Here is a 20,258-nt window from a genome sequence, read left to right as displayed (position 1 = left end):
GCAGAGCTTTTTTGCTGTCCGAAGGTAAAGGCTGTTTACTCTCCGCAGCCGCCCTTTCTGCCGGGAAGATGCTTGCAACAGAAGCCCCCTCCTGTCCGGTAAGACCCGTTGCAGGCTGTGACGGAACGGGAGGGGAAGCCGTTGGGATTTCCAGAGCGTGGGAGGCTGCTTTTGGGGCAGGCCCATCGGACATCCTGGCGGCTTGTACGGGGAAAGGACGGGAGGACGCAGCCCCCGATGTGGATCTGCTCTGCTGCGCAGCTTCGGTCATCAGCCTTTTATGATCCCAGAGATGAATCCCCTCCCTGGAAAGCTTTGCTGTCAGGCCGTCAAAATGCTTCCCGTCCACCTGTTTTTGGGCCCTTGCCTTCTGCACCAGGCCGTTACGTTCCAGAATCATGGCCGCAAGGGTTCTGGCGCGTTCGTCATTTTGTTGGCGGATCTGCTGCCAGCGCTGCCACTGCCCCGTATTTTTTAACAGCGCATCCACCGCCGCCAGAGCGTAGGCATCCTGTTTCCCTGAAGGAGAAGGGGCTTCTCCACTGGGGATATTCAGTTGCCTTGGGCTGGGGAAAACGGCGGATACCATGGCAGATCCTTCAAGGATACAGGTATGGGCTTGGAAAACCCGGACACCGGGCAAACCCTGAATTGCAATATGGATGCCATCTCCAGATCCAACCACCCCGATATTTTGTCTATCCTAAAAAAAATAATATGCCTGAATTTTTCCCTTGACCCTGAAAAAAACCATGCTATATGTCGGACAAAAACAAGAAGGCAGCACAATCTTTTTAGAAAAGACTAAAAAATGCATACACCCAAAAAGATTTCATTCCTGCTCATACTCTGGGGGTTTTTTATCCTTTCTGTTCAGCCCCTGGCTGCAGAAACGCAGCCCAGCCTGATCCGCCAGACTCTGGAAGAACATGAAAAGGGGATGGCCGCCGAAGGTCAGGCCCAGAAAACCCGGGAATCCTGGGCCGAGGAAAGGGGGCGCCTCCTTTCACGGCTGGAAGCTCTGGAACGGGAGCATCGGGATCTGGAAATACAGAAAGGGCGGCAGCTCCGGGCCCGGAACCACCTTTCAGGCGAGGTGGCTGACATCCGGCGGGAGCTGGCGGAAGCCCGGCGTCTGGAAAAGGATCTGGACGGCAGACTGGAGAGCCTGGTGCAGCGTCTTGAAGAGGCTGTGGCACTGGATCTGCCCTTTCTGAGGGAAGAGCGCAGCCAGCGGCTTTCCATGCTCAAACGACTCCTTGTGGATCCCGATGCCCCGCCTGCGGAGCGCCTGAGACGGGTACTGGAAGCCCTGCGTATTGAGGCGGATTACGGATTCACCACGGAAGTGAGGCGGGAAATTATCGAAACGGATCAGGGTGAGGTGACAGCCCAGGTGCTGCGGGTGGGTCGTCTTGCCCTTTTTTACAGAACCGAGGATGGCCGGACAGGCCAGTATGATCCGGCCGAAGGTCGTTGGATAAGTCTTGAAAAAAGCTGGGAAGGGCCCATGGCCCGGACGCTGGATGTGGCGACCCGCAGACGGGCGCCGGAGCTGGTGGTCTTGCCCTTGGGAAGGATAGCCCCATGAAAAGGATTGCTCTTCTGGGAGGGATGGCCCTCCTTGTCGTTTTGCTGCTGACATCCGGCCCTGCTTTGGCAACGGACATGCGGGAAGCTGCCCGCAGGGCGAAGGAAAGCAGGCTGGCTGCGGAAGCAACGGCCCAGGCTGCACGGGAGGCCATGCTTTCTGACCGGGGAAAACTTCTTGGCCGCATCGCGGAGCTGGAAAGGAGCCGGAATCAGCTTCAGGCAGAGACCAAGGCCCTGGATACGGAGATCAGCGGCCTTGAAGAAGAGAAAAACAGCCTTGGCAGGGAGCGGGATCTCAGCCTTTTGGCCATGAAGGCCGTATCCGGAACCCTGCGCACCGCAGCGCGGGAGCTGGACGGCATGCTCACAGAATCTCCCCTTACGGCAAAAAATCCGGAAAAACTGGCCCCTGTGCGGGATATCCTCAATCCCGGACGTTTTGCGGGTATCGATGATCTCGACCTTCTTGCCGAAGGATTTCTTGGGGAAATGGCGGATACGGGGGCCGTCCGTCTGGAAAAGGGGGAGGTGTTCGGGCCGGGGGGCAGTCTCGTTCCTGCGGAGATCCTTAGCCTGGGTCCCCTGACCACAGCCTTCCGCACGGAAAAAGGGGAAGTGGGCTTTTTGCGCTACCTTCCGGAGAACGGAAAATTCCAGATGCTGGGCCGGGAACCCTCCCGCTCCGTGAAGAAAAGCCTTGAAAGCTACATGCAGGGCTTACGTCCTTCCCTGCCCATGGATATTTCCGGAGGTGCCGCCCTTCAGCAGGTGCTGCACCGCACCACCCTGAAAAGCCAGGTTGAAAGCGGAGGCCTTCTGGTCTGGCCCATTCTCTTCATCGGTCTTGTGGCCCTTCTCATCACCTGTGAGCGCATCTGGTTTCTCAACCGGGTACACACCAACGCGGACAAGGTCATGGGCCGGGTGAACGCCCTGGCTGCGGAAAAACAGTGGGAAGCCTGTGAAAATACGGTGCGTCCCGGTGTGGGCAAGCCCGTCTTCAATATCCTCATGGCCGGTCTTTCCGGAAGAAAGGAAGACCGCCAGACCCTGGAGAGCATCCTTCAGGAGGCCATCCTGCGGGAGCTTCCCCGGCTGGAGCGCTTTCTTCCCATGCTCAACGTCATGGCGGGTGTGGCCCCCCTCATCGGCCTTCTCGGAACGGTGACGGGCATGATTTCCACCTTCCATACCATCACCCTCTTTGGCACGGGGGATCCGCGGATGATGTCCGGCGGGATTTCCGAAGCCCTGGCCACCACCATGTTCGGTCTCGCCGTAGCCATTCCCATCACCCTTATCCATACCTTCCTCACCCGCCGGGTGGAGCACATCGTGGGAGACATGGAGGAAAAGGCCGTGGCACTCTGCAACATCCTCACCCGGGAGCACAGCAGCTTTCCCGCCTGCTGCAAGGGAAGGCTTGCGGGATGACGGGGGGGATGCAGGAGATTCTGAGTCATCTGGCCACAGGCGGCGGCATTCTCTGGCCCCTGGCCCTGCTCTGTTTTGTCATGTGGGCGGGAATTTTCGAGCGTCTCTTTTTTTTCCGCAGCCTTCTTAAAAAAGACCTGCCTCCGGAAACCGCCGTGCGCATGGCCCTTGGGACAACAGAATCCCTGCCCGAAGGAGAGGGCCTTTCCCTGAGGCTTGTGCGGGATTTCCGGGAGCGCCGCTGTGGCTACTGTGTACTGGATCGCAGCATTCTGAGGGAATGCGGGCTCCGCATCCGGAAAGACCTGAACCGGGGTATCCCCCTCATTCAGGTGCTGGCGGGGGTTGCCCCCCTTTTCGGGCTTCTCGGCACGGTGACGGGCATGATCGCCACCTTTGATGTCATGGCCCTGTCCGGAACCGGGGATGCGCGGGGCATGGCCGCAGGCATTTCCGAGGCCCTGGTCACCACCCAGTGCGGACTCATGGTGGCCATTCCCGGCGTTCTCATGGCTGTTTACCTCAGCCGTCAGGCGAAAAGGGCCACCCACAGACTGGATCAGCTTTACGCCACCCTGGAAAGGCAGCTTTGATGATCAACGTAAGACAGAGTATGAGGGCGAAAAATCAGGGCAGTGAACTCAACATGACCCCCCTCATCGACCTCATCTTCCTCCTTCTGATTTTTTTTATCGTCACCACCAGCTTTGTGAAGGAGACGGGTATTTCCGTGGACCGGCCCACGGCCAGCACCGGCGACCTCAAGGACAAGGGCAGCATTCTTGTGGGCGTGGATGCTGCCGGTCAGATCTTCATGGACAAGGAGTCCATTGATATCCGGAGTGTGCGGGCCAGGGTGGAAAGGGCACTGGCGGAGATGCCCGAAGCCTCGGTGGTGATTGTTGCGGACAGGAAAACGGACACGGGTATTGTGGTGGAGATCCTTGACCACTGCCGTCTGGCCCGTGCAAAGGATGTGAGCATTGCCACCAAAAGCCCCTGAAATACGGAGCGGTTCGCCACCGTCGGAGATACGGGGAGCCAGAGTCACACGGCATCTGGCGTCCATGGTGCTGGCCCTTCTGATAACCGCAGGACTTTTTGCCATGGTGCCCTGGATGATCGGAACCGCACCCGGCAGGGAGGATCTGGAGCATCTTGTTTCCGTACAGCTCCGGGAGTTGAGACCTCCGGAGCCTGAAAAAAAGGAGCCGGAACCGCCCAGGGTGGAGGAAGAGAAACCACCGGAGCCGGAAATCCCCATGGAGCGCATGGTGCAGAAGCTCCCGGAGGTGCAGCCTCTGGATCTGCCCGCCTTCCGGCCGGATCTTTCCCTTTCCGCCGTGGCAGGCCCGAGGCTGACCCCGCCTCCGCCCCCCGGCCCCATGACCTATGAAGCCGGAGAAGTGGATCAGACGCCCCGTACCCTGGTGCAGATGCCGCCCGTGTATCCTTTCCGTGCCCGGCGCATGGGCATAGAAGGCTGGGTTCGGGTGCGTTTTCTTGTGGATACGGAGGGACGGCCCGGCAGCATACAGATTCTGGAGGCAGAGCCCGCAGGCGTCTTTGAAGACGCCGTTGTCCAGGCCATCTCGGGATGGCGCTTTGAGGCGGCTGTCAAGGATGGCCGGAAGGTGGCCTCCTGGGTGGTGACCCCCATTCGTTTTCAGTTAGGAGGTGCGTCATGATAAGGATAAAAACAATAAAATTCAAAGATATGAGCTTTTTGCTGTTTGTGATTTTTCTGATTTTTTTCTTCTGTCCGGTCAATGCCTTTGCATCGGGCGGGGCCGACCTTCCCCGGGCCGTGCAGCAGGTGCTGGCGGAAGCCGGACAGGAAATGGCCGAAGGCCGTGTACCCGAGGCCCTGGAACGGATGTCGCGTTTCTGTGACCGGCATCCGGATATGCGGCATCCGCTCCTCCTTTTTTTCATGGCCAACGCCCATCTGCAACAACGTGCGCCGGAAAAGGCCCTGCCCCTTTACCGGGAAGCTGCAACCCTTTCACCTGAGGATACCCGCATCTGGCAGAATCTCGCCATTGCCGCCTACGAGACCCAGGCCCTGGGAGAGGCAGCTCTTGCCATGGAAAAAGCCTGGGAAAGCTGTCCGCAGAAAAAGCCCTCCCTTCTCTACCACAGCGGTCTTTTTCATCTGATGGATCAAAAACCCGAAGCCGCCTGGAAAAAACTCAGCCTTCTCATGACAAGTGTGGAAAAACCGGAGCGGGAATGGGTTCGGGCCTATGTGCAGGCAGCCATGGAAACGGGCAACGAAAAAAAAGGACTCGGGGTTCTGGAGAAGGGACTTGAAAGGGCTCCTGAGGATACCCTCCTCTGGGAGCTGGCCACCCACCTCTATCTGCGGATCAGGGATTATAAAAAAGCTGCGGCGGCCATGGAAATCCGTATGGATGTGGCGGGCGAAGCCGGGCCGGAGGCTTATCGCCTCTTGGGGGATCTCTACGCCAATCTCAACCTGCCCGCCCGTGCGGCCGAGTCCTATCAGCAGGCAAGAAAAAGGGGAGATACAGGCCCCGATCTTCTTCTCCGGGAAGTGCAGATGCTCCATGCGGCCCGCCTCCATGAAAAGGCCCTCGCCCGCATCGCAGAGGCGGAAAGCGCAGAGCCTGATCCCGCCCTCGCTGAGCTGGCCATGGCCATCCACATGGCGGAAAACCGTTATAAGGAAGCTCTGGAGGCCGGGAGGCGCTCCCTTGAAGCCGGAAACCGGGAAAAGCCCCAGCTTCTCCTTACCTTAGGCTACTGTGCCTACAAGGCAGGGGATCTGAAAAAGGCCGAATCCCTCCTTTCACGCGTTCCATCCAGAGACAAAAACCGGCACAGGGAAGCCTCCCGGCTTCTTGCCCATCTGAAAGGGGAAAGCCAGGGGCTTTGATTTTTTTGATTGCCACCTTACCTCAGCTATCGTTCCCATGCTCCAGCGTGGGAACGCACTACCGGGCGCTCCTGCGCCCAGGGCCAGTATCCTCGGGAATTTCTTCTTTGGGAACTGGGTATTGCCGAAGCGCCGGGATGATCCAGGCCAAAAAATGACGAGTATCCAGTTTCTGGATGCCTTACAGGCTTTTGGGTAATGGCCGTGTTCCGGGATTCAAGACACTGGAGCGTGGGAACGATGGGTTTAATGCTGTATGGCTGAGGCAGGGGGGCAATCAGATTTTCTTTTTAGAAAACCACTTCCTTCGACCCATCCAGAAAAACCTTTACTTTCCCTTCCGTCTTTGCCTATAGAAACTCCCGACAATTTAGACAGCTGGGGGAGCCCGGACGGGCTGAGAGGGATCTTCAAAGATCCGACCCTTGGAACCTGAAGCAGTTCGTACTGCCGTAGGGAAGCGATGAAAGATCCTTGAAAAGCACCCTTTTTTTAGGGTGCCTGGCGAGGAGGAAACTTCAGGGCTTGCCGCGGGCAGGCCTTTTTTGTTTCCTTTTTTCCCTTAAAAGGAATTTTTTAAAGGCCGCCGCGCCCCCCTCTCCTCCAGGCCCCTTTCCATCCCCTTCTCCCCCCTGTCTCTTCCTCCCCTGAACCCTTAACGGGGAAAACCCCATGGAGAGACGCCATGCACATCCTTCTCAATGGCAGGGAGGCCCCCTTCGAAACGGGACTCCATCTGCTCGGCCTCCTTGAAGCCAGAAACCTTTCGCCGGACACCGTGGTGGTGGAGCTGAACGGCCTCATCATCGAAAAGGCCCGCTACGGCCAGACCCTTTTACAGGACAAAGACCAGGTGGAAATCCTGCGCTTTGTGGGAGGCGGATGACCATGGAAATTCCCGCACAGGATCAAGCTTTTTCCCCAAAAGACACCCTCCTTCTGGGGGGGATTTCCCTCACAAGCCGCCTCTTTACGGGCACGGGCAAGTATCCCGCAGACAGCCTCATCCCCAAGGTGCTGGAGGCCTCGGGCAGCGAGGTCATCACCGTGGCCCTGAGGCGGATGGATTTTGAGGCGAAGACGGACAACGTCATGCGCCACATTCCCCAAACCGTGCGCCTCCTGCCCAATACCTCAGGGGCCAGAACAGCAGAAGAGGCCGTGCGCATCGCCCGGCTGGCAAAGGCCATGGGCTGCGGCAACTGGATCAAGATCGAGGTGATCTCAGACAACAAATACCTCCTTCCCGACGGCTACGAGACGGCAAAAGCCACGGAAATTCTCGCTAAGGAAGACTTTGTGGTGCTCCCCTACGTGAATGCGGATCTGATGATTGCAAGAAGCCTTGTCTCCGCAGGCGCGGCGGCGGTCATGCCCCTTGGTGCGCCCATCGGCAGCAACCGGGGGCTTCAGACAAAAGAAATGCTCCGCATCCTCATCGAGGAAATTCCCCTGCCCATCATCGTGGATGCGGGCATCGGCAAGCCCTCCCAGGCCTGTGAGGCCATGGAGATGGGCGCTGCGGCCTGCCTTGTGAACACGGCCATTGCAGGGGCCGCCGATCCCGTGGCCATGGCAAAAGCCTTTGGCGAAGCCGTGCGTGCGGGAAGACGGGCCTTTCTTGCGGGCGAGGCCCCGGTTTCCGATGGCAGGGCCTCGGCCTCTTCGCCCCTTACGGGCTTTCTTTTCGAAAAATGAAAGGAGGGCTGCATGGGATTCCATGACCTGCTCTGCACCTTTGATCCGAAAAGCCTTTCCGAAAAAACCGCAGCCTTCACCGAAAGGGAGGTGAAGCGGGCCCTTTCCGGGGAAAGCTTCGACCGGGAAGGCTTTCTTGCCCTGCTCTCTCCTGCGGCACGGCCCTTTCTTGAAACCATGGCCGTGAAGGCAAGGGAGATTTCCTTAAGAAACTTCGGAAGAACCCTCCAGCTTTTCACGCCCATGTACCTTTCCAACTTCTGCACCAACGGCTGTGTGTACTGCGGCTTCGGATGCAAAAACGCCATTCCCCGAAAACAGCTTTCCATGGCGGAGGTGGAGAAGGAAGCCTCGCTCATCGCGGCCACGGGCCTGCGCCACATCCTCATTCTCACAGGGGATGCCCCGAAGATCGCCACACCGGAATACCTCGAAGCCTGCTGTCAGATCCTGAGGAAGCATTTCAGTTCCATCGCCATCGAGATCTACGCCATGGACACGCCCACCTACCGCCGCATGGTGGACGCAGGGGTGGACGGCCTGACCCTCTATCAGGAAACCTACAACGAGGGCCTCTATGAAAGCCTCCACCCCTTCGGGCCCAAGCGGGATTTTCATTTCCGTCTGGACGCGCCGGAGCGGGGCTGCATGGCGGGGATGCGCATGGTGAACGTGGGGGCTTTGCTGGGGCTGGACGACTGGCGGCAGGACAGCTTTTTCACCGGCCTGCACGCGGCCTGGCTTCAGGAACGCTATCCGGAGGTGGAAATCAGCATCTCTTTGCCCAGAATGCGGCCCCACGCGGGAAGCTATGCCCCGGCCTTTGAGGTGACGGACGCGGATTTTGTCCAGATTCTTCTGGCCCTACGCCTCTTTCTGCCCAGATGCGGCATTTCCGTTTCGACACGGGAGCAGGCGGAATTCCGCAACCACCTCATGCCCTTAGGGGTCACCCGTATGTCCGCAGGGGTGACCACGGCCGTGGGCGGGCACAGTGAAAAGGATTCGGGCACAGGCCAGTTCGATATTTCCGATGAACGCTCCGTGGAAGAAATGGCCGCGGCCATCATCCAAAGGGGCTACCAGCCCGTGTATCAGGACTGGCGGGCCATCGCATGATGCCATCGGAAAACGGAAAATCCATGCGCCCCATGGCCGATACGGAAAAGGGTTCTGAAAAAGCGTTTCCGGAATCCCTCCCCCCGGGGGAGAGGGAGAAAAATGCCTCAGGGAACGACGCCTTCACCCCCAGGGGAAAAAAGGAGGCCGCCGCCTCCGGAGAAAACCCTGAGACCGGCGCCTTTGAAACCGGCCTTCGCACCCACCTGCCGCTAGAAACCCTTGCCCGCCTGAAAAAGGCCCGCATCGGCATCGCCGGAGCCGGAGGGCTGGGCTCCAATGTGGCCCAGCACCTCACCCGCTCGGGCATTGGTGCGCTGGTGGTGGCGGACTTCGATACGGTTTCCGCTTCCAACCTCAACCGCCAGTTCTACTTTCCGGATCAGATCGGTCAGCCCAAGGTGGAGGCCCTGAAGGCCAACCTCCTGCGTATCCATCCGCAGCTGGTCTTTACGGGCCACGCCCTGAGGCTTGACCGGGAAACCCTGCTTTCCGTGTTTCAGGACTGCGATCTTGTGGTGGAAGCCCTGGATGAGGCCAAAACCAAGGCTCTCTTCGTGGAAACACTCGCCGCAAAGGGCATTCCCCTTGTGGCCGCCTCCGGCATCGGCGGGTACGGCGCTCCGGACAGCCTCTCCGTCCGGCGTTTCGGCAGAAACCTTGTGGTGGTGGGCGATGGCCGGACGCCCTCGGACACCCGTATCCCGCCCATGTCCCCCCGTGTGGGCATTGCCGCGGCCATGCAGGCGGATCTTGTGCTCTTTCACCTCATCGGAACCCTCATTTCAACGGAGGACATGCCATGACCTCTTCCCATCGTATTCTTGACGCCAACCTGAACCGCTGCTGCGAAGGCCTGCGGGTTCTGGAAGACCTTTTCCGCTTCATCCCGGAAAACGCCTCCCTTGCCGAAGCCCTGAGAAGCCTCCGCCACCGCCTGCGTCAGGAGACGGCGGGTTTAAGCCGGGAACTCCTGAAGGCAAGAAACAGCGAAAGGGATCCCGGCCTTGCCCTTTCGCGAACCATGGAAACCGCCTTACCCCGGAACCTCGGGGATCTCACAGCAGCCAACTGCAAGCGGGTGCAGGAGGGACTCCGCAGTCTGGAGGAACAGGCAAAGGTGCTTGGAAAAGAGGGGCTTTCCCGCTTCTTTGAAGCCTGCCGCTACGAGACCTACACCCTGGAACAGAAGCTTCTTGCAGCCCTGATCCCGGAAAACCGGAAGACCCTTCTCGATACGGATCTGTACGCCATCACCGCTTCGGAGCATTCAAGGGGCCGCTCCAACCTTCTGGTGGTGCGGGAGATGCTGGAGGCGGGCATCCGCCTTGTGCAGTACAGGGAAAAGGACAAAACCCTGGCCGAAAAATATGCCGAATGCCGTGAAATCCGCAACATGACGGCGGATTTCGGGGCAAGGCTTGTGGTGAACGATGATGTGGATCTGGCCCTCATGGTGGGCGCGGACGGGGTGCACATCGGTCAGGACGACTGGCCCGTTCCTGCGGTGCGCGGCCTGATCGGTGAAACCATGGCCATCGGCCTTTCCACCCACAGCCCGGAACAGGCCGCAGCCGCCCTTGCATCCGGTGTGGACTACATCGGCGTCGGCCCCATTTTTGAAACCCGCACGAAAAAAGATGTCTGCGATCCCGTGGGGCTTTCCTATCTCGATCATGTGCTGCGGGAAATTCCCCTTCCCTTTGTGGCCATCGGCGGGATCAAGGCCCACAACATCCATGAGGTGGCAAAGCACGGGGCAAAATGCATCTGCCTTGTCACGGAAATCACGGGGGCGGACAACATTGGCGGAAAAATAAGAGAAATCCGAAACATCCTGTCTGAAAAAGGAAAAACATCATGACCTATACCACCCAGATGGACGCAGCGCGAAAGGGCATCCTCACCCCGGAAATCCGTACGGTTTCCGAAAAGGAGGGCATGGCCCCGGAACGTCTCATGGCCCTGATGGCCCAAGGCCGGATCATCATTCCCGCCAACAAGAACCACAAGAATTTAAGTGCCGAAGGTGTGGGGGAAGGGCTTCGCACCAAGATCAACGTGAATCTCGGCATCTCCAAGGACTGCTCCGATGTGGAGCAGGAGATGGAAAAGGTGAGGCTTGCCCTGAAGCTCAAAGCCGAAGCCATCATGGATCTGTCCTGCTTCGGCAAGACGCAGGAATTCCGGAAACGCCTTGTGGAGATGTCCCCCGCCATGATCGGCACGGTACCTATTTATGATGCCGTGGGCTTTTACGATAAGAACATCAAGGACATCACCGTGGAGGAGTTTTTCCGGGTGGTGGAGACCCATGTGGAAGACGGGGTGGACTTTCTCACCATCCACGCGGGTCTCAACCGGGAAACCGCAGAAAAGATCAAAAGAAATGAGCGCATCACCAGCATTGTGTCCCGGGGCGGCTCCCTCCTTTACACCTGGATGCAGCTCAATGACGCGGAAAACCCCTTTTACGAGCATTACGACAGACTCCTTGACATCTGCGAGGCCCATGACGTGACCTTGAGCCTTGGGGACGCCTGCCGCCCCGGCTGTCTGCATGACGCCACGGATGCCTGTCAGGTGCAGGAACTCATCACCCTGGGCGAGCTGACCCGAAGGGCCTGGGAGCGCAATGTGCAGGTCATGATCGAAGGCCCCGGTCACATGGCCATGGACGAGATCGCCGGCAACATGATGCTGGAAAAACGCCTCTGCCACGGTGCGCCCTTCTATGTGCTGGGGCCGCTGGTAACCGACATCGCACCGGGCTACGACCATATCACCAGCGCCATCGGCGGAGCCATCGCCGCAGCCAGCGGCGCGGATTTCCTCTGCTATGTCACCCCTGCGGAGCACCTGCGCCTTCCGGATCTGGAAGACATGAAAGAAGGCATCATCGCCTCCCGCATCGCTGCCCATGCGGGAGACATTGCCAAAAAAATTCCCGGAGCACGGAAATGGGATGACGCCATGAGCCGGGCGAGGGCGGCTCTGGACTGGGAAGGCATGTTCCGTCTGGCCCTCGATCCGGACAAGGCAAAAGCCTACCGGGCCTCCTCCATGCCGGAACATGAGGATTCCTGCAGCATGTGCGGCCGCATGTGCGCGGTGCGGAACATGAAGCGCATCCGGGAAGGCAAGGACATCCAGCTTCAGGACTGAGGACAGGAAATGAAAAAGAGCCGCAGGGAAGAAAAAACAATCCTCTTGCCTGCGGCCCGGAAAAACCGCGCAGAATCCCGATTTCAGAGGCCTCCGCCCTGCTTCAGGGCCGGAACATCACAGGGCGGCCCTGCTGAAACATGTCCCTGAAATTCCCGATGGGCCGTCCCCGTCCCGGCTTGACGGCGTACTCCTCTTTCAGGAAACCGGTCATATCCAGAGAAAACCCATGGTGTACACTCCCGGTGTCTGCATCGTTGTTCAGGGCCACAAGATCGGCTATCTGGGATCCCAGACCTTCCGGTATGACGCACGTTATTATCTGGTGACCTCCGTGACCATGCCCTTTGAATGCGAGACCTTTGCAAGCCCGAAGGCACCCCTGCGGGAGCTTCGGCCCGGAAATACCTGCCTGTCAGCCACGGGAAAACCCGTCTGAAGATCCGCTCCTGCTGAAACAACGAAGGAATCCGCAGGAAAATTGACGTCATACGAATCTGGGATCCCGGGGAGACATGCCGAAAAGTATTCTTCTGCGGAAAACGTTTCGGGAAAAAAGGAAAAGCCGTTTGAAATCGATAAGAATCCATGACAGACTTCTTGTCCGTTCTCAATGCTTTCACCCCCACACATTCAGAGGAGTGCCCATGCGCAGATGTCTTTATTGTGTGCTTGTTCTGGCTACCGTACTTGGATTGCCCGCCGCATATGCGGAGGGATCCGGCGGTAAAGCCCCCTTGAACCCAGCCTTTGAAGCCTGGCGTAAGAATCAGGCAAACCGCAGGGATCTTGATGTTTTTCGTTCTCCTGCGGCCCGGAAACCATCTCCCTTCCGCATCACCGGTAAACGGCCTGCCCCCCTGAATCTGCGGCATCTGTACAATCAATCCATTGTGCCTGTGACAAGAAAGGCCATGGATACCGGAGGCAGCCTGCCGGAACGCTTTGATCTCCGGGAAAGCCACCGGATTACGGAAGTAAAGGATCAGGCTCCATGGGGCACCTGCTGGTCTTTTGCCGCTCTGGGTTCTGCGGAGTCTTCTGCCCTGGGACAGGGATGGCAGACCGCAGATTTCTCCGAGAAGCACCTGGCCTATTTTGCTTATACGGACATCAATGATCGGCTTGTCGGTTTTGATCTGAATCCAGAAGACTCCCTCTACGAGCAGGGAGCCAATGCACCGGTACCCATTGCCATGCTCAGTCGCTGGACAGGTATTGTTGCGGAACAGGATGCACCCTACAAAGATTTTGACACCGCGCCTTCTGCAACCAGCCCCAATACCGCCCTGCTGCACAAAACACTCTTTGCCCCTTCGGGAGAGCATTTTGTAAAAAATGTCAAATATCTGATCCACACAGGGGGGGCTGCCAATATCGATGTTTATATTGACCGGGATGTCGATGCGGAAGATGGCGACCCCACCCTGCAGGGAAGTTTTAACCCGGAGACAGGAGCCTTTTACTATACCGGCGATGCTACGGGAGGCAATCATGCCGTACTGGCCGTCGGCTGGGATGATCATTATTCGAAGGATAATTTCTTGCAGCCCCCCCCGGAGAACGGTGCCTGGATTGTCCAGAACTCCTGGGGTGAAGAATGGGGAGACGATGGCTACTTTTATGTCTCCTATTATGATGCCTATACGGGAAAGCATGAAGGGGAAGATGCCTATGCCTATGGCATCACATCAATAGAAAACTATGATATAATTCATTTTTATGATGTACTCGGCATAACGGGTACCTATGCAAAAGGTGGCGACAACAGCTCTCAGTGGTACAGCAATATTTTTCTGGCAGAAGAAGATCAGAATATCAAAGCGGCAGGTATTTATGTGCTGAATCCGAATACCCAGCTGAGTTTTTCCGTGTATACGGGTACAGAGGCCGGACGGCCCATCAGTGGGAACCCGGTCTTTGGGCCATGGGAAATCACAAAGGAAATTCCGGGTTACTATGTTGTGGACTTTGAAAGGGATATCCTGGTGGAGAAAAATCAATCCTTTTCCATTGTGGTACACGCCCGGACGCCAGCAGGAGAATTTCCCATTGCCATTGAAGGCCCGGAGGAAAAATACTCCAGCAAGGCCCAGGCAGAGAAGGGACAGAGTTTTGTCAGTGCCGATGGCCAGATCTGGCAGGATATGACGGAGATCACAGAACATACCAATGTCTGCCTTAAGGCCCTTGGTACACGGAAGGCACCACCGGAACCAGATCCCCCCACAGACTGTTTTATCCGCACCCTTATTCCGTGACAGGAGCAGCGGACTTTCCGGGTACAGGGGCCGCCTTCATGATTCTGGTGGTGCCGGATCCGGTTATCGCCAACAAAACAGCATGGGCGGAGAGGACTCCTCTCCGCCCTGATGCATTACATGGCTTTAAGCAGTTGATTGGCCGCCACGAGCAGGGGATCCCAGACCGGGCTGAAAGGCGGCGCATAGGCCAGGTCCGCGGTACTGAAATCCGCCACCCGCATCCGGCTGTGCAGGGCCACCGCTGCGGCATTGATGCGGCGGGCCTCATTGTCCTGGCCCACCATGAACACCCCAAGCAGCCGTCCGCTCTTCCGGTCTCCCACCATCTGCACCCATACGGGTCTGGAGCCGGAAACGGTTTTGGCCCTGGAATAGGATTTCACCACCACCTCCACCGCATCAAAGCCCGCAGAAAGGGCTTCTTTCAGGGTGAGTCCCGTGCGGGCCACCTCCACATCAAAAATCTTGAACACCCCCGTTCCCGCCACCCCTTCCATGCGCACGGGTTTTCCCGTGAGGTGATCCGCAACGGCCCAGCCCGCACGGTTGGCCGTAAGAGCCATGGGAATCCAGGTTTTTTCCCCTGTTACCACATGGGCAGATTCGGCACAGTCACCTGCTGCGTAGATGTCCGGATGGCTGGTCTGAAGGCAGCAGCTGACGGCAATGGCACCGGATGCGCCCAGGGCCAGTCCGGCTTCCCTGGCCAGAAAACTGTTGGGCCTCACCCCAATGGCCATGAGCACCATATCCGCATCAAAGCAGGCTTCCCGACAGCAGATGTCAAGCCGCTCTCCCTGGGCTTCAATGCGCTCCGTGGTGCAGCCATTGTTGATAAGAACGCCCTTTTCCCGCAGACTCTTTTCCACCACAGAGGCAAGCTCCGGAGCCAGCCAGGGCAGAAGTTCCGGTGCATTGCGGATGAGCTGAACGGTGATGCCCCTTTCCGTGAGAGCCTCACACATCTCAAGACCGATATACCCCGCACCGATGATGGCGACTTTTTCCACCTTTTTTTCAGCGATAAAGGCTGTGATTCTGCGACCATCCTCCAGACTTTTCAGCACAAAAACCTGGGGCAGGTTATGACCGGGAATAAGGGGCATGTTGGCCGTGGAACCGGTGGCGATGAGAAGCTTGTCAAAGGGAATCTCAAAGGCCTGTCCTTCGGCGTTCTCTCCCAGAACCCGCTTTCCCGCCGGATCAATGGATGTCACCCTGTGCCCCAGCCGCAGGTCAATGTTCTGTTTTTCCCGAAACACCGCAGGGGCCCGCATGATGAGGGCATCCATATCGCCTTCCTCGTCCGCAATGACATAGGGCATGGAGCAGGCGCTGTAGGAAACATCCCCTGTCATTTCAAGAACCGTGATCTTCATGTCCGGTGCATTGCGCCGTGCCCGGCTGGCAGCGCTCATGCCTGCGGCATCGCCTCCGATGATGACAAAGTGCATGGGGACTCCTTTCAGAAGCCAAAGGCCGGGAACCTTTATTTGAGGAATTCCGGCCTTTGCAGGAAGCCCATCCCGAGCCTTTGTGAACAAGGCCAGAATGGGCGGTTATAAAACGGAAAGGTCTTTTTCAGGAAGCAACAAACTTTTTATAGGGCCAGCCCACAACCCCGCCGTCCATATAGCGGACATCCGGGAAATCCGCACCATCCAGAATACGCTGGGCCTCGTAGCCCCTCAGGGAAATCTTGCAGAAGGCGACCACTTCCTTGTCTTTTGGAATTTCCTCCATGCGCTCCCGGAGTTTCCCCAGAGGGACAAGGCGCACGCGCTCATCCTCGATGCGCATCTGTTCAAATTCCACAGGAGAACGGACATCCAGAAAGACAAAGTCCTCTCCCGCATCCATACGGGCTTTGACCTCCCCGGGGCTGAGGCTTCTGCCGATACCGCTGATCTTGTTTTCTGCGATGTTGGCCGCCACAATGATATTGTCCATGGCCGGGCTGAAGGGCGGAGCATAGGCCAGATCATAGCTGCCAAGATCATAGACCGTGCCCCTGTGACTCATGGAAACCACGGCGACCTCAATGCGCTTGGCCACATCCCCATAGCCCACCACCTGACAGCCAAGGATTCTGCCCGAAGGATTTTCCACCACAAGCTTGATGATGATGAGCTTTGCCGAAGGCAGGAAGTGGGCCTTGTCCGGTGCAGGCGTAAGGGCTGTCACGACAGAAAAGCCCTCGGCCTTTGCCTCCTTTTCTGTCAGGCCTGTACGGCCAAGGGAAATATCGAAAACCCGCACAATGGCTGTCCCCAGAACACCGGGAAAAGCCGTTGGCCTGCCGCAGATATTGTCTGCAATCACCCTGCCATGCTTGTTTGCCGTGGATCCCATGGGCGCATACAGGGGTTTTTCCGTCACCCGGCTGAGGCTTTCCACACAGTCCCCGCCCGCATAGATGGACGGATCGCTGGTACGCATATGGCTGTCCACCACAATACCGCCCAGGCTGCCAATGGCAAGCCCTGCTTCTGCGGCAAGCCGGACTTCGGGCCGAACCCCCACGGCAATGAGCACCATGTCCGCAGGATAGGTTCCCTGCTCCGTTACCACGGCCCGCACCCGGCCCTGATCGTCTCCCAGAATCTCCTTTGCCCTGTCCTTAAGATTCAGGGCCACCCCGTTTTTCAGCATTTCATTTTTCAGATGAAAGGCGATTTCCGGATCCACCAGATTTTCCAGGAGATGCTCGGTCTGTTCCACGATACGAACCTGCATGCCCTGCTTCACAAAGGCTTCGGTCACCTCAACACCGATGAGTCCGGCACCGATGATCACCGCATGCTTGCCTGCAAGAGTGCCCTCCTGATCCCGGATTCTGCGGGCATCCTCCACCGTGGAAAGAAAATTCACGCCTTTAAAATCCGCACCGGGAATGGGGGGTTTTACCGTATGGCTGCCCACACCCAGCACCAGCGCATCATAGGGAAAAACAAGATGCTCGCCCGTGAGAATGGAAAGGGCATGAACCTCTTTTTTCTCCCGGTCAATGCGCTCCGCCACGGTATGGTTCTTCACGGTGATATCCTTCACCGCACGGAAAAAGTGGGTATCCCGCACCACACCGGCAGGTGTGCTCATCAGCTCGGAATACTCCCGCACTTCACCGGAGATATAGTAGGGCAGACCACAACCGGCATAGGACAGCAGTTCGCCCTTTTCAATAAGGGTCACTTCCGCCTGGGGCATGAGACGTTTGATACGGCTGGCCGCTTTGGGGCCGCAGGCCACACCACCGATAACCACAACACGCTTTTTCATCCGGACTCCTTTTTTCTTAGGGAGATGCATTGAAAAAAATACAGGAATTCTACCAGGGCATAATGAGCACATACCCATAAGTCAGGTTACAGAATTTTCCTCCGGATGACATGAAAATCCCTCATTCGTATTTTTTTTGTAACGCTTTGGGGTGAAGAACCTCTATGGGAAAGCGGCGAAAGAGAAGGCTCCGATCCTTTTTTAAAGACCCCAACCTGTTCTGTAAGGATATGCACATGAAAAAAATTCAGGAAAAAGCCCTTCGCAGACGTCTTCAGTATGGTCTTGCAGCTCTGGTGCCCCTTGTCATCCTTGGCGGTTATTTTTTCCCCTACCTGGGATATCTGGCCCTGTCCATGATGGTCACCATGATGGTGATGATGGTTTTCTGGGGAAGGTGGTACTGTGGCTGGCTCTGCGCCATGGGGGCTTTTCATGAGCGAATCACCGCAAAATTCAGCATGAACCGGGAAATGCCGGAACTGTTCAAGAAAACGGGATTCCGAGCCCTCTTCTTTATCCTGCTCATGGGACTGATGACAAGCCGACTTCTTCTTTCAGGAGGCGATCCGGAAAAGATCGGTGCTGTTTTTGTGATGATGTGGACGGTGGCCACGGTCATTGCCATCGCCTTTGGCCTGTATTTCAAGCCCCGTTCCTGGTGTACCTTCTGCCCCATGGGTTCCATGCAGGGCGTGCTGTCTCCAAAAACCTTTCTGCTGAAGGTGGGATCCGATTGCAGAGGCTGCGGTCTCTGCCGGAAAGTCTGTCCCGTTCAGACCTATCCCGGCGCTTTTAAAGAGGAAGGTGTTGTCCCCAGCCTCGAATGCATGCGCTGCAAGACCTGCGTCTCACACTGCCCCGTCCAATGCCTCACCCTGCCCCCCATGCTTCAAAAACAGAAGCAGCAGAGGTTCTGAAATGACACAAGGAGGGGAATCCGATCCTTCCCCCCCTCCTTGCTGACCTTTCTTTACAATTCCACAGGCCATCCCCTGTTCAGATCTCTTCCCCTGTCCCGGCTGTTTGGTTTTCAGGAGCAGAAGTGGCTCCCGAAGGCCTGCGACGTCTGCGCCGCTTGCGGGGAGGAGCCGCTGGAGGCGTCTCTCCAGAATTTTCTGCGGCTGGATGTCCCTCTCCTTTTTCTCCGGGATTCTCCTGCCCCGACTCTTTTCCCTGGGGACGGGGTTTACGGCGGCGCTTTCGGGCCGGCCTGGGGCCATCTGTGCCATCGGAACCGGGGATCGGAGGCTCACTGCGTACCGGACGGGCTTTGGGCGGTGGGGGCGGTAGCTCCAGAAACTCTTCGTCCGGATATTCACATTCAAAGGGGGCACCAATATATTCCTCAATGGCAGGAATATAAAAGGAGTCTTCCTCATCGGCAAAGCTTACGGAAATACCCGAAGCCCCCGCCCTTCCCGTACGGCCAATGCGGTGAACAAACTGCTCCGGATCCTGGGAAAGATTGTAGTTCACCACATGGCTGATGCCGTCAATGTGAATGCCCCTGGCTGCCACATCCGTTGCCACCAGTACCCGGAAACGGCCTTCCCGGAAGTCTTCCAATGCCCGGATACGCTTGTTCTGGGGCACATCCCCTGTGAGCATGGCCGCAGAAATATTGTAGCGCATAAGGCGTTCGCTCAGGTTGCGGGCTTCACTTTTACGGTTGGTGAAGACCATGACCCGCTCCAGATTCTGACGGGTGAGGATGTTCCAGAGCAGGGCAAATTTCTGGTCTGCGGTGACAATGTAGTTTTTGCGATCCACGGTTTCCGTGGCAATGACCTCTGGCTCAATCTCCACATTCACGGGATCCAGGGTCCACTGCCGGGCCAGACGCATCACATCATCGGAGAGGGTGGCACTGAAAAAAAGGGTCTGACGCTGTTCCTTGCGGGGGGTTTCATAGACAATCTGCCGTACATCCGGGATAAAACCCATGTCCAGCATACGATCCGCTTCGTCAATGACCAGCATCTCCACCTTGTAAAGACGGACGAGGCCCTGCTTTTTAAAATCCAGCAGACGCCCCGGTGTGGCCACGATGATATCAATCACCTGCTCGGCAAGGATGCGTTTCTGCTGTTCGTAGCCCATGCCCCCGAAAATGGCAGCCACCTTGATGGGGGTGTATTTCCCGATGGCTTTAGCGTCCTTTTCAATCTGAAGGGCCAGCTCACGGGTTGGGGCCAGAATCAGGGCACGGGGAACGCCGGGCCTGCGGTTCTCCCTGGGGTTTTTCATCATCCGGGAATACAGGGCCAGAAGAAAGGCGGCACTCTTGCCCGTACCGGTCTGGGCCTTGCCTGTGGCATCCCGGCCTTCCAGGGTTCCGGGAAGAATGCCTGCCTGGATGGGGGTGCAGTACTGAAATCCCAGTTCATGAACCCCCCGCATCAGTTTGGCCGGAAGCCCGAGATCATGGAACCGGGTTTTACCCTCCTCTTCCGGAACCTCAAAAAGTTCCGGTGTCCATTCCGGTGTTTCGGCCAGGGGAGACCCCTCGGACTTCCGGGATTTAACCCGTCGTTTTTCCATCCCGCTGACGGGTGTTTCTGCGGACTCTTCGGTTTTCCGTCCCTTTACCTTTTCCCGGAGGGCTTCAGAGCGCAGATGATCCCGTGCCGCCTTTTCAGAGGCCGGAGAAGCCAGCGGTTCTGCGGTGGTTTCCGGGCGGCCTTTGGCCTTGCCTTTTCCAAAAATACGGTCTTTCAGTTTGACAAAAATAGCTCGAATCAAAAGTATACCTTCTGCATAAGGATTAAAATGCCAGCCTACGCACCCCTTTTCAGAAGTCCCCA

Annotated in this window: 19 protein-coding genes and 1 riboswitch; of the genes, 16 read left to right on the top strand and 3 right to left on the bottom strand. The window is 57.4% G+C overall.

Features of this window, described 5'->3' with window-relative positions:
- Positions 1–11 precede the first annotated feature (11 nt).
- The 15 genes from BR04_RS06100 to BR04_RS06030 all read left to right on the top strand — a co-directional run bounded on the left by BR04_RS06100 (position 12) and on the right by BR04_RS06030 (position 14,169).
- Complete coding sequence (locus tag BR04_RS06100) at positions 12–284, top strand: hypothetical protein (protein WP_496355113.1); 273 nt, start codon at positions 12–14, stop codon at positions 282–284.
- 527 nt (positions 285–811) lie between these two features.
- On the top strand, positions 812–1,591 hold the full coding sequence (locus BR04_RS06095) for a DUF3450 domain-containing protein (RefSeq protein WP_496355112.1): 780 nt from the start codon (positions 812–814) through the stop codon (positions 1,589–1,591).
- A complete protein-coding gene (locus BR04_RS06090; RefSeq protein ID WP_496355111.1) occupies positions 1,588–3,027 on the top strand; it encodes a MotA/TolQ/ExbB proton channel family protein in 1,440 nt (479 codons plus the stop codon). Before BR04_RS06095 ends, BR04_RS06090 begins: the two co-directional genes overlap by 4 nt.
- Before the next feature lie 8 nt (positions 3,028–3,035).
- Entirely contained in the window at positions 3,036–3,620 is a 585-nt protein-coding gene (locus tag BR04_RS06085) for a MotA/TolQ/ExbB proton channel family protein (RefSeq protein WP_496355110.1), read from the top strand.
- Entirely contained in the window at positions 3,620–4,030 is a 411-nt protein-coding gene (locus tag BR04_RS06080) for an ExbD/TolR family protein (protein WP_496355109.1), read from the top strand. Before BR04_RS06085 ends, BR04_RS06080 begins: the two co-directional genes overlap by 1 nt.
- Complete coding sequence (locus tag BR04_RS06075) at positions 4,011–4,715, top strand: energy transducer TonB (protein WP_496355108.1); 705 nt, start codon at positions 4,011–4,013, stop codon at positions 4,713–4,715. The genes BR04_RS06080 and BR04_RS06075 overlap by 20 nt, the downstream gene beginning before the upstream one ends.
- The gene (locus BR04_RS06070) at positions 4,712–5,926 is read left to right on the top strand and encodes a tetratricopeptide repeat protein (protein WP_496355107.1); all 1,215 of its coding nucleotides are present in this window, start codon (positions 4,712–4,714) and stop codon (positions 5,924–5,926) included. Before BR04_RS06075 ends, BR04_RS06070 begins: the two co-directional genes overlap by 4 nt.
- Before the next feature lie 370 nt (positions 5,927–6,296).
- A riboswitch (TPP riboswitch) is annotated at positions 6,297–6,402 on the top strand.
- A 209-nt stretch (positions 6,403–6,611) separates the two neighbouring features.
- Entirely contained in the window at positions 6,612–6,812 is a 201-nt protein-coding gene (gene thiS / locus BR04_RS06065; protein WP_496355106.1) for a sulfur carrier protein ThiS, read from the top strand.
- A 2-nt stretch (positions 6,813–6,814) separates the two neighbouring features.
- A complete protein-coding gene (locus tag BR04_RS06060; protein ID WP_496355105.1) occupies positions 6,815–7,624 on the top strand; it encodes a thiazole synthase in 810 nt (269 codons plus the stop codon).
- Positions 7,625–7,636: 12 nt separating this feature from the next.
- Positions 7,637–8,743 (top strand): 2-iminoacetate synthase ThiH, encoded by a 1,107-nt coding sequence (gene thiH / locus BR04_RS06055; RefSeq protein WP_496355104.1) that lies wholly within the window; start codon positions 7,637–7,639, stop codon positions 8,741–8,743.
- Positions 8,744–8,766: 23 nt separating this feature from the next.
- Positions 8,767–9,549, top strand: coding sequence for a sulfur carrier protein ThiS adenylyltransferase ThiF (gene thiF, locus BR04_RS06050; protein ID WP_496355103.1), 783 nt, complete (start codon positions 8,767–8,769; stop codon positions 9,547–9,549).
- Entirely contained in the window at positions 9,546–10,607 is a 1,062-nt protein-coding gene (thiE, locus tag BR04_RS06045; RefSeq protein WP_496355102.1) for a thiamine phosphate synthase, read from the top strand. Before thiF ends, thiE begins: the two co-directional genes overlap by 4 nt.
- Positions 10,604–11,908, top strand: coding sequence for a phosphomethylpyrimidine synthase ThiC (gene thiC / locus BR04_RS06040; protein ID WP_496355101.1), 1,305 nt, complete (start codon positions 10,604–10,606; stop codon positions 11,906–11,908). Before thiE ends, thiC begins: the two co-directional genes overlap by 4 nt.
- Positions 11,909–11,957: 49 nt before the next feature.
- Positions 11,958–12,347 carry an AraC family transcriptional regulator gene (locus tag BR04_RS06035; protein WP_496355187.1) on the top strand — a complete coding sequence of 130 codons (390 nt, stop codon included), beginning with the start codon at positions 11,958–11,960 and terminating at the stop codon, positions 12,345–12,347.
- A gap of 208 nt (positions 12,348–12,555) precedes the next feature.
- Complete coding sequence (locus BR04_RS06030) at positions 12,556–14,169, top strand: C1 family peptidase (protein ID WP_496355100.1); 1,614 nt, start codon at positions 12,556–12,558, stop codon at positions 14,167–14,169.
- 116 nt (positions 14,170–14,285) lie between these two features.
- Here the strand turns inward: BR04_RS06030 and BR04_RS06025 are convergent, their stop codons facing one another.
- The gene (locus BR04_RS06025) at positions 14,286–15,626 is read right to left on the bottom strand and encodes an FAD-dependent oxidoreductase (protein WP_496355099.1); all 1,341 of its coding nucleotides are present in this window, start codon (positions 15,624–15,626) and stop codon (positions 14,286–14,288) included.
- 127 nt (positions 15,627–15,753) lie between these two features.
- Entirely contained in the window at positions 15,754–17,451 is a 1,698-nt protein-coding gene (locus tag BR04_RS06020; protein WP_496355098.1) for an FAD-dependent oxidoreductase, read from the bottom strand.
- Positions 17,452–17,687: 236 nt separating this feature from the next.
- Between BR04_RS06020 and BR04_RS06015 the strand changes: the two genes are divergently transcribed.
- The gene (locus BR04_RS06015) at positions 17,688–18,371 is read left to right on the top strand and encodes a 4Fe-4S binding protein (RefSeq protein ID WP_496355097.1); all 684 of its coding nucleotides are present in this window, start codon (positions 17,688–17,690) and stop codon (positions 18,369–18,371) included.
- Positions 18,372–18,450: 79 nt separating this feature from the next.
- On the opposite strand, the gene BR04_RS06010 is transcribed toward BR04_RS06015, so the two are convergent.
- Entirely contained in the window at positions 18,451–20,196 is a 1,746-nt protein-coding gene (locus BR04_RS06010) for a DEAD/DEAH box helicase (RefSeq protein WP_496355096.1), read from the bottom strand.
- Positions 20,197–20,258 lie beyond the last annotated feature (62 nt).

This window comes from Desulfobotulus sapovorans DSM 2055, from assembly GCF_059569355.1.
The sequence above is the reverse complement of the archived record's forward strand: the minus strand, read 5'-3'. Positions and strand labels throughout refer to the sequence as shown.

Excerpts from the sequence above, each read along its gene's own strand:
- thiS (WP_496355106.1), top strand. The coding sequence starts at position 6,612 with ATGCACATCCTTCTCAATGGCAGGGAGGCCCCCTTCGAAACGGGACTC.
- thiC (WP_496355101.1), top strand. The coding sequence starts at position 10,604 with ATGACCTATACCACCCAGATGGACGCAGCGCGAAAGGGCATCCTCACC.
- BR04_RS06070 (WP_496355107.1), top strand. The coding sequence starts at position 4,712 with ATGATAAGGATAAAAACAATAAAATTCAAAGATATGAGCTTTTTGCTG.
- BR04_RS06080 (WP_496355109.1), top strand. The coding sequence starts at position 3,620 with ATGATCAACGTAAGACAGAGTATGAGGGCGAAAAATCAGGGCAGTGAA.
- BR04_RS06030 (WP_496355100.1), top strand. The coding sequence starts at position 12,556 with ATGCGCAGATGTCTTTATTGTGTGCTTGTTCTGGCTACCGTACTTGGA.
- BR04_RS06025 (WP_496355099.1), bottom strand. The coding sequence starts at position 15,626 with ATGCACTTTGTCATCATCGGAGGCGATGCCGCAGGCATGAGCGCTGCC.
- BR04_RS06015 (WP_496355097.1), top strand. The coding sequence starts at position 17,688 with ATGAAAAAAATTCAGGAAAAAGCCCTTCGCAGACGTCTTCAGTATGGT.
- thiH (WP_496355104.1), top strand. The coding sequence starts at position 7,637 with ATGGGATTCCATGACCTGCTCTGCACCTTTGATCCGAAAAGCCTTTCC.
- BR04_RS06085 (WP_496355110.1), top strand. The coding sequence starts at position 3,036 with ATGCAGGAGATTCTGAGTCATCTGGCCACAGGCGGCGGCATTCTCTGG.
- BR04_RS06020 (WP_496355098.1), bottom strand. The coding sequence starts at position 17,451 with ATGAAAAAGCGTGTTGTGGTTATCGGTGGTGTGGCCTGCGGCCCCAAA.
- BR04_RS06095 (WP_496355112.1), top strand. The coding sequence starts at position 812 with ATGCATACACCCAAAAAGATTTCATTCCTGCTCATACTCTGGGGGTTT.
- BR04_RS06060 (WP_496355105.1), top strand. The coding sequence starts at position 6,815 with ATGGAAATTCCCGCACAGGATCAAGCTTTTTCCCCAAAAGACACCCTC.
- thiE (WP_496355102.1), top strand. The coding sequence starts at position 9,546 with ATGACCTCTTCCCATCGTATTCTTGACGCCAACCTGAACCGCTGCTGC.
- thiF (WP_496355103.1), top strand. The coding sequence starts at position 8,767 with ATGCGCCCCATGGCCGATACGGAAAAGGGTTCTGAAAAAGCGTTTCCG.
- BR04_RS06090 (WP_496355111.1), top strand. The coding sequence starts at position 1,588 with ATGAAAAGGATTGCTCTTCTGGGAGGGATGGCCCTCCTTGTCGTTTTG.